At 67.6% G+C, this 14,376-nt stretch carries 11 protein-coding genes and 1 riboswitch; of the genes, 3 read left to right on the forward strand and 8 right to left on the reverse strand.

Annotation, left to right across the window (positions count from 1 at the left end; genetic code table 11):
• The 3 genes from oxc to NVS83_RS16330 all read right to left on the reverse strand — a co-directional run bounded on the left by oxc (position 1) and on the right by NVS83_RS16330 (position 3,668).
• Positions 1-1,743 (reverse strand): oxalyl-CoA decarboxylase, encoded by a 1,743-nt coding sequence (oxc, locus tag NVS83_RS16320; RefSeq protein WP_258740262.1) that lies wholly within the window; start codon positions 1,741-1,743, stop codon positions 1-3.
• Between the two features lie 41 nt (positions 1,744-1,784).
• A complete protein-coding gene (locus NVS83_RS16325) occupies positions 1,785-2,510 on the reverse strand; it encodes a GntR family transcriptional regulator (protein WP_258740263.1) in 726 nt (241 codons plus the stop codon).
• Between the two features lie 459 nt (positions 2,511-2,969).
• Positions 2,970-3,668 carry a GntR family transcriptional regulator gene (locus NVS83_RS16330; protein WP_258740264.1) on the reverse strand — a complete coding sequence of 233 codons (699 nt, stop codon included), beginning with the start codon at positions 3,666-3,668 and terminating at the stop codon, positions 2,970-2,972.
• Positions 3,669-4,283: 615 nt separating this feature from the next.
• On the opposite strand from NVS83_RS16330, the gene oxlT (NVS83_RS16335) reads away from it, so the two are divergent.
• Positions 4,284-5,585 carry an oxalate/formate MFS antiporter gene (oxlT, locus tag NVS83_RS16335; protein ID WP_258740265.1) on the forward strand — a complete coding sequence of 434 codons (1,302 nt, stop codon included), beginning with the start codon at positions 4,284-4,286 and terminating at the stop codon, positions 5,583-5,585.
• A gap of 643 nt (positions 5,586-6,228) precedes the next feature.
• Positions 6,229-7,536, forward strand: coding sequence for an oxalate/formate MFS antiporter (gene oxlT / locus NVS83_RS16340; protein ID WP_258740400.1), 1,308 nt, complete (start codon positions 6,229-6,231; stop codon positions 7,534-7,536).
• A gap of 82 nt (positions 7,537-7,618) precedes the next feature.
• On the opposite strand, the gene NVS83_RS16345 is transcribed toward oxlT (NVS83_RS16340), so the two are convergent.
• The 3 genes from NVS83_RS16345 to thiC form a co-directional block, all read right to left on the reverse strand.
• Complete coding sequence (locus NVS83_RS16345; protein ID WP_258740266.1) at positions 7,619-8,056, reverse strand: NUDIX hydrolase; 438 nt, start codon at positions 8,054-8,056, stop codon at positions 7,619-7,621.
• Positions 8,053-8,751 carry a DJ-1/PfpI family protein gene (locus tag NVS83_RS16350; protein WP_258740267.1) on the reverse strand — a complete coding sequence of 233 codons (699 nt, stop codon included), beginning with the start codon at positions 8,749-8,751 and terminating at the stop codon, positions 8,053-8,055. Before NVS83_RS16350 ends, NVS83_RS16345 begins: the two co-directional genes overlap by 4 nt.
• A gap of 139 nt (positions 8,752-8,890) precedes the next feature.
• A complete protein-coding gene (gene thiC, locus NVS83_RS16355; protein WP_258740268.1) occupies positions 8,891-10,744 on the reverse strand; it encodes a phosphomethylpyrimidine synthase ThiC in 1,854 nt (617 codons plus the stop codon).
• An 80-nt stretch (positions 10,745-10,824) separates the two neighbouring features.
• Positions 10,825-10,953, reverse strand: a riboswitch (TPP riboswitch).
• A 160-nt stretch (positions 10,954-11,113) separates the two neighbouring features.
• Between thiC and NVS83_RS16360 the strand changes: the two genes are divergently transcribed.
• A complete protein-coding gene (locus NVS83_RS16360; RefSeq protein WP_258740269.1) occupies positions 11,114-12,355 on the forward strand; it encodes a lytic murein transglycosylase in 1,242 nt (413 codons plus the stop codon).
• Positions 12,356-12,396: 41 nt separating this feature from the next.
• On the opposite strand, the gene NVS83_RS16365 is transcribed toward NVS83_RS16360, so the two are convergent.
• Both NVS83_RS16365 and NVS83_RS16370 read right to left on the reverse strand, forming a co-directional pair.
• Complete coding sequence (locus NVS83_RS16365; protein ID WP_258740270.1) at positions 12,397-13,284, reverse strand: cation diffusion facilitator family transporter; 888 nt, start codon at positions 13,282-13,284, stop codon at positions 12,397-12,399.
• A 151-nt stretch (positions 13,285-13,435) separates the two neighbouring features.
• Positions 13,436-14,344, reverse strand: coding sequence for a sugar kinase (locus NVS83_RS16370; RefSeq protein ID WP_258734617.1), 909 nt, complete (start codon positions 14,342-14,344; stop codon positions 13,436-13,438).
• Positions 14,345-14,376: the final 32 nt, after the last annotated feature.

Below are 14,376 nucleotides of genomic sequence, written 5' to 3' on the forward strand. Positions count from 1 at the left end.
TCAGCTCTTCTTCTTCACGACGCTCTGCGGGTTGAGGCTGCCGATGTTGCCGCTCTCGCTGCCGGCGGCCGGATCGATCACCGCGTTGATGAGGGTCGGCTTGCCGGAGTCCATCGCCGCGTCGACGGCGCGCTTCAGCTCGTCCGGGGTCGTCGCGTTGACGCCAACGCCGCCGAAGGCCTCCATCATCTTGTCATAGCGGGAGTCCTTCACGAACACCGTCGTGCCCGGGTCGCGACCGGTCGGGTCGGTGTCGAGGCCGCGATAGATGCCGTTATTGTTGAACACCACGATGCAGACCGGCAGGTTGTAGCGGCAGATCGTCTCCACCTCCATGCCGGAGAAGCCGAACGCCGAGTCGCCCTCGACCGCGAGCACCGGCTTGCCGGTCTCGACCGCGGCGGCGACGGCGAAGCCCATGCCGATGCCCATCACGCCCCAGGTGCCGACGTCCAGGCGCTTGCGCGGCTGGTACATGTCGATCACGCCGCGGGCGAGGTCGAGGGTGTTGGCGCCCTCATTGACCAGCATCGCGTCGGGACGCTCCTTGATGACCTGCTTGAGCGCGCCCAGCGCCGAGTGGAAGTCCATCGGCGTGGAGTTCTTGAGCAGGCGCTGGGACATCTTGGCGATGTTGACGTCCTTGCGGGCCTTGATGGTCTCGATCCACTCCGAGGGGGGGGCGGTCCAGCCGGCCTTCACGCCGTCGAGCAGCGCGGAGATGCAGGAGCCGATATCGCCGACCACGGGGGCGACGATCTCGACGTTCGAGTCCATCTCCTTGGGCTCGATGTCGATCTGGATGAATTGCTTCGGCGCGTCGCCCCAGGTCTTGCCCTTGCCGTGCGACAGCAGCCAGTTCAGCCGCGCGCCGACCAGCAGCACCACGTCCGCGTCCTTCAGCACCACCGAGCGCGCCGCACCGGCGTTGAGCTCGTGGGTGTCGGGCAGCAGGCCCTTGGCCATGGACATCGGCAGGAAGGGGATGCCCGAGGTCTCGACGAAGGTGCGGATCTCCTCGTCGGCCTGCGCGTAGGCGGCGCCCTTGCCGAGGATCACCAGCGGCTTCTTGGCGCCCTTGAGGACGTCGAGCGCGCGGGTGACGGCGGAGGGGGCGGGGAGCTGCGCGGGGGCCGCGTCGATCACCTTGACGAGCGACTTGGCGCCCTTCTCGGCGTCCATCACCTGCGAGAACAGCTTGGCCGGCAGGTCGAGATAGACACCGCCCGGGCGGCCGGAGACCGCGGCGCGGATGGCGCGGGCGACACCGATGCCGATGTCCTCGGCGTGCAACACGCGGAACGCCGCCTTGCACAGCGGCTTGGCGATGGCGAGCTGGTCCATCTCCTCGTAGTCGCCCTGCTGAAGGTCGACGATCTCGCGCTCCGAGGAGCCCGAGATGAGGATCATGGGGAAGCAGTTGGTGGTGGCGTTGGCCAGCGCCGTCAGGCCGTTCAGGAAGCCGGGGGCCGAGACGGTGAGGCAGATGCCGGGCTTCTTCGTCAGGAAGCCGGCAATGGCGGCTGCGTTGCCGGCGTTCTGCTCGTGGCGGAACGACACCACGCGGAGGCCTTCGGCCTGCGCCATACGGCCGAGATCGGTGATCGGAATGCCGGGCACTCCGTAGATCGTCTCGATGCCGTTGAGTTTGAGCGCATCGATGACGAGATGAAAGCCGTCGGTGAGCTCCTGCTCGGCGTCGGCGGCGGCGTTTACGTCAATCATTTGTGCGACTGCGGACATCCCATTTTCCCTCCCAAACACTTCCGGCGGGTTCGGCCGCCTTAATCTAGGTCCACATGGTTCTCGACATATCTCGCCAGCCTGAACGTGTGGTCCCGGACCAGACGTTCCGCGCGGTCCGCGTCCCGCGCTTCGATGGCGAGGATGATCTCGAGGTGGTCGGACGCCGAACGCTGCGCCCGGTCCATCTCGAAGATCGTGCGGTGCCGGATTGCCCTGACGTGAAAGAACAGGTTCTCCGTCATCGCCTCGAGCAGCTTCGAGCCGCTCAACCGTATCAAGGCCTGGTGGAACGCGATATTCGCGGTCGAATACTCGTCACACCGGTCCCGCTCGATACGGGAGAGGTCGAATTCCTTGAAAAACATCCTCAACTCGGCGATCGCCTCGTCGCTCGCGCGTTGCGCGGCAAGGCGGGCCGCCATGCTTTCCAGCGCCGCCCAGGCCTCGATCATCTCGACGATCTCGGCCTTGCTGCGGCGAACCACCAGTATGCCCCGCCGGGGTACGGCCCGGAGCAGGCCTTCCTGCTCCAGCATCGCGACCGCCTCGCGGATCGGCGTCCGGCTCGCGCCGAGACGCTCGGAAATGTCCCTTTCGTCGAGCAGCAACGGCTCGCTGGAGCCGTAGATGTTCATGTTGGTGATCGCCTCTTTCAGAGCGGCGTAGGCCTTGCTCTTGAAGCTCTCCTTGGCCGGCAGTCGTTCGATGGCCAGGCTGTGCTCACCACTTTGCCAACGCTTGTTCAGTACCGCCTTGCTGCTCACCGAAATGTCCTCTGCGGAAAATCCGCCGGGGAATTCCGGAAACATTGGCATACCAAATACCAACGTGTCAATTGGAATGTCCCCTCTGCCGGGAGCGGCTGCGCTCCTCTTCCCTATCGTCACGTATGCGCCCAATCCCTTTCTCTCTGTCGGGTTTACGAGGCGCATCGCATTACAGTATGCAATATACCACGGCTTGGCACGCATGGCGAGGCGGGCTGAACAGAATGCGCCGGGCAGTGTTCAAAAGTTCCGGCGCGGGTGCCAAGCGCCTGCGGCAGCAGACCGATTCGCGGACCGGGAAGGGGCTGCCGGGCGCCGCCCGCCGCGCGGGCGGAGCGGGCAGGCCGGCGGCTTGTCGGCGAGAGGGCAGGGCGTCTCGGGTCGGATTCGGCGCGGGACAGGGCCGGGGCTCAGGTCCGGGCGGCGTCGCCGGCCCGGGCCCCGCAGGACGCCCGCTCAGGAGGGGAAGCGGCCGTGCTTCTCGACATGGGCGGCGAGGCCCAGCGTGTGCTCGCGCACGAGGCGCTCGGCGAGGTCGGCATCGCGCGCCACCAGCGCGGCGATGATGGCGCGGTGCTCCTGCAGCGAGCGCTCGGAACGGTTCTCTTGGCGGACCGAGACGGCGCGGATGCCGCGGATGTGGATGAACAGGTTCTCCGTCATCTCGGCGATCATCTGGCAGCCCGAGAGGCGGATGATGGTCTGGTGGAAGCGGATATTGGCGTCCGAGTACTCGTTCATGTGCTCGGAGGGCGCGTCGTCGTCGAAATCGTGGAACATGTCGCGGAGCTGGGCGATGTCGTCGTCGCTGGCGCGCTCGGCGGCGAGGCGCGCGGCCATGCTCTCCAGCGCCGCCCAGACGATGATCATCTCGATGATCTCGCCCTTCGACTTGCGCACCACGAAGATGCCGCGCCGCGGCACGGAGCGCACGAAGCCCTCCTGCTCCAGCACGGTGAGCGCCTCGCGGATGGGGGTGCGGCTCACCCCGAGGTCCTGCGAGAGCTGCCGTTCGTCGAGCCGGATCTCGCTCTCCTGGCCATACATGTCCATCTCGGTGATGGCCTTCTTGATGGCGTCATAGGCCAGCGTGCGCAGGCTGGTATTGGCCGCGAGGGGAGCGATGTTCAGTCTCGTCTGGTCGGCGCTTTCCACAGGTCGGGGTCCTCTCCATAGTGAGTTTTGTTGTTGTCGCCGAGCGTTCGGTCCGGCAGCGGGGCAAGCCCGTGCCGGCGGCTCGATCTTTTGGGATCGGCGCCCGATTCTCCCGGGCCCCGACAGGCGTTCTCAACATCATATAACATATAATGAATGTCCATCAGCGGGTTTTGCCGTACCCCGGTCCGCCCGGGCGGATGTCGCGACGGGCCGCTTCCGGCCCGATGAAGCGCCGCGCGACGGCTTGATTCCCTTCATTTCCGCACCGCTCGTCACGCTGTGGGCGGCCGCACGAAGCGTCCGGCGGGCAGCCGGCGCATGCCTGCGCCTGCCGCATAGCTCGGCCGGCAGCCGGCACGGAAGGGGTGGTCGGCGTTCCGTTAGGTAAAGATCAGGGCAAGCATTCCCTAAGGGAAACTTACGTTAGGGAAGTTTCCCGCTCCTGCCGTTGGGGATGGCTGGTATGCAAAATTTTGCATAACAAAAAAATCCGGCTATATTCCCCAACGATCTCTGACCGAACTCCTGCGGAAGGGGCTGGTCGTGTGTGGATTCAACAACAAGAACAATAAACCCTTCACCACTTACGTTCGGAAACGTTCGAGGAATAAAATGAGCACTGCCGTAACGTCATCAATGAATAAGACGCGCTGGCTCCAGCTGCTGTTCGGTGTGATCTGCATGTGCATGATCGCGAATATGCAGTACGGCTGGACGTTCTTCGTGAACCCGATCCAGGAGCGTCACGGCTGGGATCGCGCCGCCATCCAGGTCGCGTTCTCGATCTTCATCGTCACCGAGACCTGGCTGGTGCCGGTCGAGGGCTGGTTCGTGGACAAGTACGGCCCGCGCGTCGTGGTGCTGTTCGGCGGCATCATGTGCGGCCTCGCCTGGGTTCTGAACGCCTACGCCATGTCGCTGACGGTGCTCTATATCGCCGCGGCGGTCGGCGGCATCGGCGCCGGCGCGGTCTACGGCACCTGCGTCGGCAACTCGCTCAAGTGGTTCCCGGATCGCCGCGGCCTCGCCGCCGGCATCACCGCGGCCGGCTTCGGCGCGGGCTCGGCGCTGACCGTCATCCCGATCCAGAACATGATCAAGGGGCAGGGCTACGAGGCGGCCTTCTTCTATTTCGGCATCGGCCAGGGCATCGTCATCACCGTGCTCTCGCTGTTCCTGATGGCGCCGAAGAAGGAGCAGATCGCGCAGTTCGCCGTGAACGTCGCCACCAAGGTCGCCCAGTCGGCCCGCGACTTCTCGCCGAAGGAGATGCTCTCCACCCCGCTGTTCTGGGTCATGTACGCGATGTTCGTCATGATGGCCGCCGGCGGCCTGATGGCGACCGCCCAGCTCGGCCCGATCGCCAAGGACTTCGGCATCTCCGAGGCCCCGGTCACCCTGATCGGCATCACCCTGCCGGCGCTGACCTTCGCCGCGGCCATCGACCGCGTGCTGAACGGCCTGACGCGCCCCTTCTTCGGCTGGGTGTCGGACCAGATCGGCCGTGAGAACACCATGTTCCTCGCCTTCGCCATCGAGGGCGTCGGCATCTACGCGCTGAGCGTGCTCGGCCACAACCCGTTCATGTTCGTGATCCTGACCGGCCTCGTGTTCTTCGCCTGGGGCGAGATCTACAGCCTGTTCCCCGCCATGTGCGGCGATGCCTTCGGCACCCGTTTCGCCACTACCAATGCCGGCCTGCTGTACACGGCCAAGGGCACGGCGGCGATCATCGTGCCGTTCACCAGCATCATCACCACCATGACGGGCAACTGGCAGGCGGTGTTCCTGTCGGCCGCGGCCCTCAACATCATCGCCGCCGTGATGGCGATCGTGGTGCTGAAGCCGCTGCGCCAGGCGCACGGCAAGCGCACCGCGCAGGCGGCGTCGACCTCGGCGATGGCGGCGGAGTAGTCCGCTCCCATCTTCGGTCTTCGGACCCTTTCTTTCGGGCGCGCCTGCGGGCGCGCCCTTTTTGTTTGTGCCGGCCGCTTCCGGCCGTGCGGGACCCGCTGGCGAGACGCCAGCAAGCTTCCAGAAATCCGAACGTAATCGTCGCCCCGAATCGCCAAGCCCGGCAGCACGCCGTGGAAGGGCGAGGCGAGGGTGGTGGGTCCGTCGTCGTATTTACGCTAGGGAATTACAGGGGCATATCGGACGGAAACTGACATGATACGCAGCGTAATGTATGGAAACACCTGAAGAAATCTAGTATGAATTTGGTTTTATAAGAATATATAGAATATAAATCTGCACATTACCTAGGTGTTTCTCCTTTCAAAAAGGCAATTGGCATACATAATATTGTGTAATATGGTCGCCACACAGTGGATTGGCGAAGAAACCCTGCGTCACCCTCAGTAACCCCCGCGAGGGGTCACGGGATGGGGCAAGGGACCTGTCGCGCAATGCGGCCGGCGGCGCCCAGTGCGCCGGGGCCGTAAGAGCCCGGATCGGCCCGATGGGCCGGCCCGCAACAAGGACGCCGGTCCGCGGCGAATTGTCGATTGGGAGAGGAGATCGCCCCTTGAGCACGTCTACGTCCACCCCTGCGCCCATGGGCTCCGGCGCGGAATTCTCGGAAGGCCGTCGCTGGCTTCAGCTTGCCGTCGGCGTCGTCTGCATGGTGGCGACCGCCAACATCCAGTACGCCTGGACCCTGTTCGTCCCCGAGATCCAGGAAACCTTCGGCTGGGAGCGCGCGTCGATCCAGATCGCGTTCACCATCTTCGTCCTCGTCCAGACCTGGCTGGCGCCGATCGAGGGCTACTTCATCGACAAGCTCGGCCCGCGCATGATGGTGGCCTTCGGCGCGCTGATGATCGGCACCGCCTGGGTCATCAACTCGCAGGCCATGAGCCTTCCCGGCTTCTATCTCGGCGCCGCGGTCGGGGGCGTCGGCGTCGGCTGCATCTACGCCACCTGCATCAACAATGCGCTGAAGTGGTTCCCGGACCGTCGCGGCCTCGCCGTCGGCCTCACCGCGGGCGGCTATGGCGCGGGCTCGGCCGCGACCATCCTGCCGATCGCGGCGATGATCGATTCCTCGGGCTTCCAGGAGACATTCTTCTTCTTCGGCCTGCTGCAGGGCGGCCTCGCCTTCATCGCCGCCTGGTTCCTGCGCGCGCCGGCGGCGGGCGAAGTGAAGGTGTCCGGCAAGGTCAGCCAGAGCCGGCGCGATTACACGCTGAAGGAAGCGCTCAACACCAAGCTGTTCTGGCTGATGCTGCTGATGTTCACCTGCGTGGTGACGGGCGGCATGATGGCGGTGGCCCAGCTCGGCGTCATCGCCGTGGACCTCGGCGTGAAGGAGTTCGAGGTCAACCTCTACTTCTTCACCATGGCCGCGCTGCCGCTGGCGCTGATGCTCGACCGCGTGATGAACGGCATCTCGCGTCCGCTGTTCGGCTGGGTCTCCGACCATATCGGCCGCGAGAAGACGATGGTCATCGCCTTCTCGCTGGAAGGCACGGGCATCATCGCGCTCGGCTATTTCGGCCACAATCCGTGGGCGTTCCTGATCCTGTCGGGCGTGGTGTTCCTGGCCTGGGGCGAGGTCTACTCGCTGTTCTCGGCGCTGGCGGGCGACGCCTTCGGCACCAAGCACATCGGCAAGATCTACGGCGTGCTCTACACCGCCAAGGGCATCGGCGCCCTGTTCGTCCCGATCGGCAACGTGCTGATGGAGGCGACCGGCACCTGGTCGACCGTGCTTTACACCGTCGCCGGCATGGACCTGTTCGCCGCCTTCCTCGCACTCGCCGTGCTGCCGAAGGTGCTGAACGCCCATGTCGCGAAGTCGACCCTCGCGCCGACGACGCCGGTCATCGAGGGCAAGGCGGGCACGGCTTCCGCGCACGCCTGACGGACGACGCGCCGGCGGGCCACAAGCCGGCCGGCGCGACACGTATCGGGGCCTCCTTCGGGAGGCCCTTTTTCTTTGCGCGTCAGGTCGTCTCGGTGGCGAAGGAGAAGGCCGCCTCGCTCAGCCACTCCACCTTCAGGCTGGCGCTGTCGCCGAGCCCGGCGATTTCGGCGCGAGAGAACCAGCGCGCCTCCAGCGCATCGTCGGCGGCGACGGCCTCGCCTGCGCGCCAGCGGCACAACACCGCGATCATCACGAAATGATGGGCGAGCGCGCCCGCCGCGTCGTGCTGGATGAAGTCCAGCGCGGTGATGAGGCGCGGCGTGTCGGCGACGATGCCGGTCTCCTCGGAAAGCTCGCGCAGCGCCGCCTCGAGATGGGTCTCGCCCATCTCCATGCGCCCGCCGGGAAAGCCCCACAGGCCCTGATCCGGCGGGTTGGCGCGGCGCACCAGCAGCACCTCTCCGTCCCGCACGACGACGGCAAGGACAGCGGGGATGGGGCGGGTCGGCGCGCTCACGAGGCCGCTCCTTCCGCACCGGCCGAAAGGAGAGCCGCCGCGCGCTGCGCCGCCTCGTGCCGCCGGGTCTGGAAGGCGCCGGTCTCGGCGCGGATCTGCTCCACCAGTGCCGGCTCGCTGGTCGTGGCCGAGCCGCCGGGGAAGGGCGGGGCGGGATCGTATTCCATGAAGAGCTGGGCATGGCGCGCCCGCGCCTCGCCGAAGATGCGCGCGGTGAGGGCGAGCGCGAAGTCGATGCCGGAGGTCACGCCCGCGCCGGTGACGACCGGCCCGTCCATCACCACCCGCTCGGCCACCGGCTCCGCGCCGAACAAGGCGAGCTGGTCCAGCGACAGCCAGTGCGAGGTCGCGCGCCGGCCCGCCAGCAGGCCGGCGGCCGCCAGCACCAGCGAGCCGGTGCAGACCGAGGTGATATAGCGCGCGCCCGCCGCCTGCCGCCGCAGGAAATCAAGGACTTCCGCGTCCTCCATCAGCGCGAGCTGGCCCGGGCCGCCGGGCACGAAGAGGATGTCCGCCGGCGGGCAGTCGGCAAAATCATGGGTCGGAAGCAAGGTGAGGCCCCGGCAGTCGGCGACCGGATCGCGTGTCTTCCAGACGAGGTGCAGCTCGAGCTCGGGAAAGCGGCCGAACACCTCGTAGGGGCCGGTGAGGTCGAGCTGCGTGAGGTTCGGGTAAAGCAGCATCACGACATGCATGGAAGCCTCGACGGGGAGCCTGGGACGACGGGGACGGCACAATGGGCTGCGCCGCCCCCGGTGACAACCGGCCCCGCGCGAGGCGGAGGCCGGGAAGGGCGGGGTGCGCGGGCGGCGCCGGGGAGCCGCCCGCGCAGCCTCATTCGGCCGCCGGGGCGGGGCGGTAAAGCGCACCGCCGCCGGCGCGGAACGCCTCGCTCATCGCGTCCATGCCGCTTTCCCGCTCGGCCGCTCGGGCGGCATCGCGGATGTCCTGGCTGATCTTCATCGAGCAGAATTTCGGCCCGCACATGGAGCAGAAATGCGCCACCTTGTGCGCCTCCTTGGGCAGCGTCTCGTCGTGGAAGGCCATCGCCGTGTCGGGATCGAGCGCGAGGTTGAACTGGTCCTGCCAGCGGAACTCGAAGCGGGCGCGCGAGAGCGCGTCGTCCCAGGCGCGCGCCAGCGGGTGGCCCTTGGCGAGGTCGGCGGCGTGGGCGGCGATCTTGTAGGTGATGACGCCGGTCTTCACGTCGTCGCGGTTGGGCAGGCCGAGATGCTCCTTCGGCGTGACGTAGCAGAGCATGGCGGTGCCGAACCAGCCGATCATCGCCGCGCCGATGGCGCTGGTGATGTGGTCGTAGCCCGGGGCGATGTCGGTCGTCAGCGGCCCGAGCGTGTAGAAGGGCGCCTCGCCGCAGGCGGCGAGCTGCTTGTCCATGTTGGCCTTGATCTTGTGCATCGGCACGTGGCCGGGTCCCTCGATCATCACCTGGCAGTCGTTGGCCCAGGCGATCTGCGTCAGCTCGCCCAGCGTCTCGAGCTCGGCAAACTGCGCGGCGTCGTTGGCATCGGCAATGGAGCCGGGGCGCAGCCCGTCGCCCAGCGAGAAGGTGACGTCATAGGCGCGCATGATCTCGCAGATCTCGGCGAAGCGCTCATAGAGGAAGCTCTCGCGGTGATGGGCAAGGCACCACTTGGCCATGATCGAGCCGCCGCGCGAGACGATGCCAGTCACGCGGTTCGCGGTCAGCGGCACGAAGGGCAGGCGCACGCCGGCATGGATGGTGAAATAGTCCACGCCCTGCTCGGCCTGCTCGACCAGCGTGTCACGGAACACCTCCCAGCTCAGGTCCTCGGCGACGCCGCCGACCTTCTCCAGCGCCTGGTAGATCGGCACGGTGCCGATCGGCACGGGCGAGTTGCGCACGATCCAGTCGCGGATGTTGTGGATGTTGCGTCCGGTCGAGAGGTCCATCACCGTGTCGGCGCCCCAGCGGATCGCCCACACCATCTTGTCGACCTCGTCGGCGACCGAGGAGGTGACGGCGGAATTGCCGATATTGGCGTTGATCTTGACCAGGAAGTTGCGGCCGATCGCCATCGGCTCCAGCTCGCCATGGTTGATGTTCGCCGGGATGACGGCGCGCCCGCGCGCCACCTCGTCGCGCACGAATTCGGGCGTCACCACGTCGGGAATTGATGCGCCGAAATCCTCGCCGTCGCGGATGATGTCGCGCACGCGCTCGCGCAGGCCGTTCTCGCGGATGGCGACATATTCCATCTCCGGCGTGACGATGCCCGCGCGCGCATAGGCCATCTGCGTCACCGCCCCATCGCGGGCGCGCAGCGGGCGCCGGTGGAGCGGGAAGGGCGCCACCAGCCTTTCGGCCGAGACGTGGCCGTTGTCCTCCGGCTTCACGAGGCGGCCGTCATAGTCCTCGACGTCGCCGCGTGCGCGCACCCATTCCTCGCGCGGGCGGGGCAGGCCGGCCGCGATGTCGATGAGCGCCGCCGGGTCGGTATAGGGGCCGGAGGCGTCGTAGACGGCGAGGTTCGGCTCGCCGGCCGAGGGGTGGAGCTGGATTTCGCGGAACGGTACGCGGAAGCCGCGCGCGGGGCATTCGGCATAGATGCGGCGCGAGCCGGGAATCGGCCCGGTGGCGACGCCGATGTCGCCCGCCTCCCGAGGGGGAACGGCATTGTGCGGCGGCTTTTGCGGGGTGGTCGTCATGTGGATCTCCTGAACCATCGGTTGGGAGACCCGGGCAGTGTGACGTCAGGGGAAAGATGGCGTTGCGCGGTCGGCACGAGGCGCCATTCGGTTCCGATCCCTTCGCCGGCATGACCCGGATCAGGTTCGAAGGGTCAACGCGTCGCGAAAGCCCGAAGGCTCCGCCGGCGATTTCTCAGCCCCCTAGCGGGGCTCCCCTTGGAACGACGCCATAGTCGACCAAAGGCGGAGCCCGGTCAATTCGCCGGAGGGACGCCTTCGTGCCCGTTCGCCCCGCCGATTGCGTGCCCGTGACCCCGCCGTCGCCGCATTTCCTGTAGATTGCTTAGCTGTCGCCCAATCGAACACGAATCATTCGGGGGAAACTTCATGGGCCGCCTGACCACCAGGCTCCGCCGCGTCGCCATCGCGGCGGCGCTCTGTGCGCCTCTCGCCTCGCCTCTCGCCGCAAGTGCCCAGCAGCTCCAGCAATGCGGCACCAGCGGCGCCGGATTCGACGCCTGGCTGGCGCAGTTCAAGAGCTACGCGGTCTCGCAGGGCGTCTCGCCGCGTGCCGCGGCCGCCGCGCTCGACGGCGTGCGCTACGATCCCAACATCGTGGCGCTGGACCGCCGGCAGGGCGTGTTCGCGCAGAGCTTCTTCCAGTTCTCCGACCGCATGGTCGCGAACTACCGGATCCAGAAGGGGCGCCAGCTCATCAACGGCGACCAGTCGCTGTTCAACCGGATCGAGCAGCAGTTCGGCGTGCCGGGCGCGGTGCTGGTCTCGTTCTGGGGGCTGGAGACGGATTTCGGCGCCAATATGGGCGACAAGCCGACCATCCGCTCGGTCGCGACGCTGGCCTGGGACTGCCGGCGGGCGGAGATGTTCCGTACCCAGCTCCTCGCCGCGATGAAGATTATCGACCGTGGCGACCTGACCCCGCAGTCGATGCGCGGGCCCTGGGCGGGCGAGCTCGGCTCGTTCCAGTTCCTGCCCGACCACTATCTGAACTATGGCGTCGACTTCGACGGCGACGGGCGGGTCGACCTCCTGCGTTCGCATCCCGACGCGCTGGCCTCGGCCGCGAACTACATCCGCGCGCTCGGCTGGAAGCGCGGCCAGCCCTGGCTGGAAGAGGTGCGCGTGCCCAAGAACCTGCCCTGGGACCAGGCGGATCTCTCGATCAAGCTGCCGCGTTCGCAATGGGCGCGCATGGGCGTGGTGCGGGCGGGCGGCGGGCAGCTGCCGGCCGACCAGCTCACCGCATCGCTGCTGCTGCCGATGGGGCGCAGCGGGCCGGCCTTCCTCGCCTATCCCAATTTCGACGTCTTCACCGAATGGAACAACTCGCTCGTCTACGCGACCTCGGCGGCCTATCTCGCCACCCGCGTCGCCGGGGCGGGCCCGTTCGACCGCGGCGCGGGCAAGGCGATCCCGGTGATGTCCATGTCGCAGGTGAGGCAGCTCCAGACCCTGCTCAACCAGCGCGGCCACCATGTCGGCGGGGTCGACGGCATTCTCGGCTCGGCGACGCGGCAGGCGGTGAAGGTGGAGCAGATGCGGCTCGGCATGCCGGCCGATTCCTACCCCACGCCCGAGCTGCTGGCGGCGCTTCAGGCCGGGCGCTGAGGCCACGGGCGGGGGCGGCGTGACGCTCCCCGCCTTTGCCCCTACAGCACCGGGATGCCCTGGTGCTTGGCCTTGCCTTCCGGCTCGACATGGATGTTGACGAGAATGTCGGCCACGTCGGCCTCCAGCGCATCCTCGATCCGGTCGCAGATGGCGTGCGCCTCGCGCACCGCCATCTCGCCCGGCACGACGAGGTGGAAGTCGACGAAGATCATCCGCCCCGCCTGCCGGGTGCGCAGGTCGTGCGCCTCGATGGCGCCGGTGGCCTCGTCGGCGATGCGCCGGCGGATCAGGCCGAGCGTATCCTCCGGCACCGCATGGTCCATCAGCCCGCCGACGCTTTCCTTCAGCACCGTCCAGCCCGACCACAGGATGTTCACCGCCACCAGCCCGGCGAGGATGAGGTCGAGCCGTTCCCAGCCGGTCATGCCGGCGACGACGACGCCGGCCAGCACGCCGGCCGAGGACAAAACATCGGTGAAGAGATGCCGGCCGTCGGCGGTGAGGGCCGGCGAGCGGGCGCGGCGCCCCTGGCGCAGCAGCACCACGCACCACACAGCGTTGATCACGCCGGCGAGCGCGTTGACGGCGAGGCCGGACGGGGCGGCGTTGAGCGGCACGGGGTTGAGCCAGCCCAGATAGACCTCGCGGAAGATCGTCAGCGCGGCGACGACGATCAGCACGCCGACGACGACGGCGGAAAAATATTCAGCCTTCGCATAGCCATAGGGGTGCGCGGCATCGGCGGGCCGGGCGCTGACGCGCAGCGCCAGCACGGCCGTTCCCGCCGTCGCGACGTTGACCAGGCTCTCCAGCGCGTCCGAATAGAGCGCGATGCTGCCGGTGAGGAGGTATGCGAGGTATTTGAGCGCCAGCACGAGGATGCTGACGCCCACGCTGCCCACCGCGATCCGAAGGGTCTGTGTCATCTGCGCCGCCGTTGTGTGACCGTCGGCGCCGCGCGCCACGGGCCGGACGGATAGCCTCACAGGCGCAGAAAATCAAGTCAGGCCAATAACTTGCAAGTAATTCTCAGAAGCGTTCTCGCCTCCGCCGGATCCGTCCCGGCCGGGGCGGGCGTCACGCGTTGGCCTGGCGCGGCAGGATCGCGCCGCGATGGCGGATGACCTGGCCGGCGAGCACGTGGCCGGCCTCGGCCGCCGGGCCCGGCGCCTGCCCGTCGAGCCGTGCGGCGAGATAGGCGGCGTTGAAGCTGTCGCCGGCGGCGGTGGTGTCGACCGGCTCGACCGGGCGCGGGATCGGCACGAACTGGGAGGCGCCGCCGGCCATCACCAGCGCGCCCTCGGCGCCGTTCTTCACCACCACTTCCGGCACGCCGAAGGTGGCGAGGCGCTCGGCGGTGGCGGCGGGCGAGGCGTCGCCCCACAGCCGCGTCTCGTCGTCGAAGGTCGGCAGCGCGATCGAGGTGCGCTTGAGCGCCTGCGCGTAGACGGCGCGGGCGCGGGCGATGTCGCCGCCCCAGCCGGCGGGGCGGAAATTGCCGTCGAACACGATGCGCGATCCCCGCTCGCGGGCGAATTCGAGCGTCGCCAGCAGGCGCCCGAGCCCGGTGTTCGAATAGAGGGCGAGCGTGATGCCGGACAGGTAGATCACGCTGGTCTCGATGATGCGCTCGGCGGTCGCTTCCCAGTTCGGCAGCTCGAACAGATCGCGCGCGGGCGAGCTGTCGCGCCAGTAGGTGAAGCTGCGCTCGCCCCTGGCGTCGGTGTCGATCAGATAGAGGCCGGCCGTGCGCCCGACGACGCGGACCATGTGCCGGATGTCGATGCCCTCGGCGCTGGCCGCGGCCTGGATCGATTCGGAATAGGGGTCGTCGCCGAGCGCGGTGGCATAGGCCGTCTCGACGCCGGCCCGGGCGAGATAGACCGCCGTGTTGAACGTGTCGCCGCCAAAGGACAGGCCGTAGCGCCCGTCCGCACCGCGCGACAGCTCGACCATGACCTCGCCGATCGAGATGACCTTGGACATCGGATGCCTTTCCTGCTGCGCCGCGGCGGCGG

This window comes from Ancylobacter mangrovi, from assembly GCF_024752335.1.
GTDB lineage: Bacteria > Pseudomonadota > Alphaproteobacteria > Rhizobiales > Xanthobacteraceae > Ancylobacter > Ancylobacter mangrovi.

Coding starts and splice junctions, on each gene's coding strand:
- oxlT (WP_258740400.1), top strand. CDS start 6,229: ATGGGCTCCGGCGCGGAATTCTCGGAAGGCCGTCGCTGGCTTCAGCTT.
- oxlT (WP_258740265.1), top strand. CDS start 4,284: ATGAGCACTGCCGTAACGTCATCAATGAATAAGACGCGCTGGCTCCAG.
- NVS83_RS16370 (WP_258734617.1), bottom strand. CDS start 14,344: ATGTCCAAGGTCATCTCGATCGGCGAGGTCATGGTCGAGCTGTCGCGC.
- NVS83_RS16350 (WP_258740267.1), bottom strand. CDS start 8,751: ATGCATGTCGTGATGCTGCTTTACCCGAACCTCACGCAGCTCGACCTC.
- thiC (WP_258740268.1), bottom strand. CDS start 10,744: ATGACGACCACCCCGCAAAAGCCGCCGCACAATGCCGTTCCCCCTCGG.
- NVS83_RS16360 (WP_258740269.1), top strand. CDS start 11,114: ATGGGCCGCCTGACCACCAGGCTCCGCCGCGTCGCCATCGCGGCGGCG.
- NVS83_RS16365 (WP_258740270.1), bottom strand. CDS start 13,284: ATGACACAGACCCTTCGGATCGCGGTGGGCAGCGTGGGCGTCAGCATC.
- oxc (WP_258740262.1), bottom strand. CDS start 1,743: ATGTCCGCAGTCGCACAAATGATTGACGTAAACGCCGCCGCCGACGCC.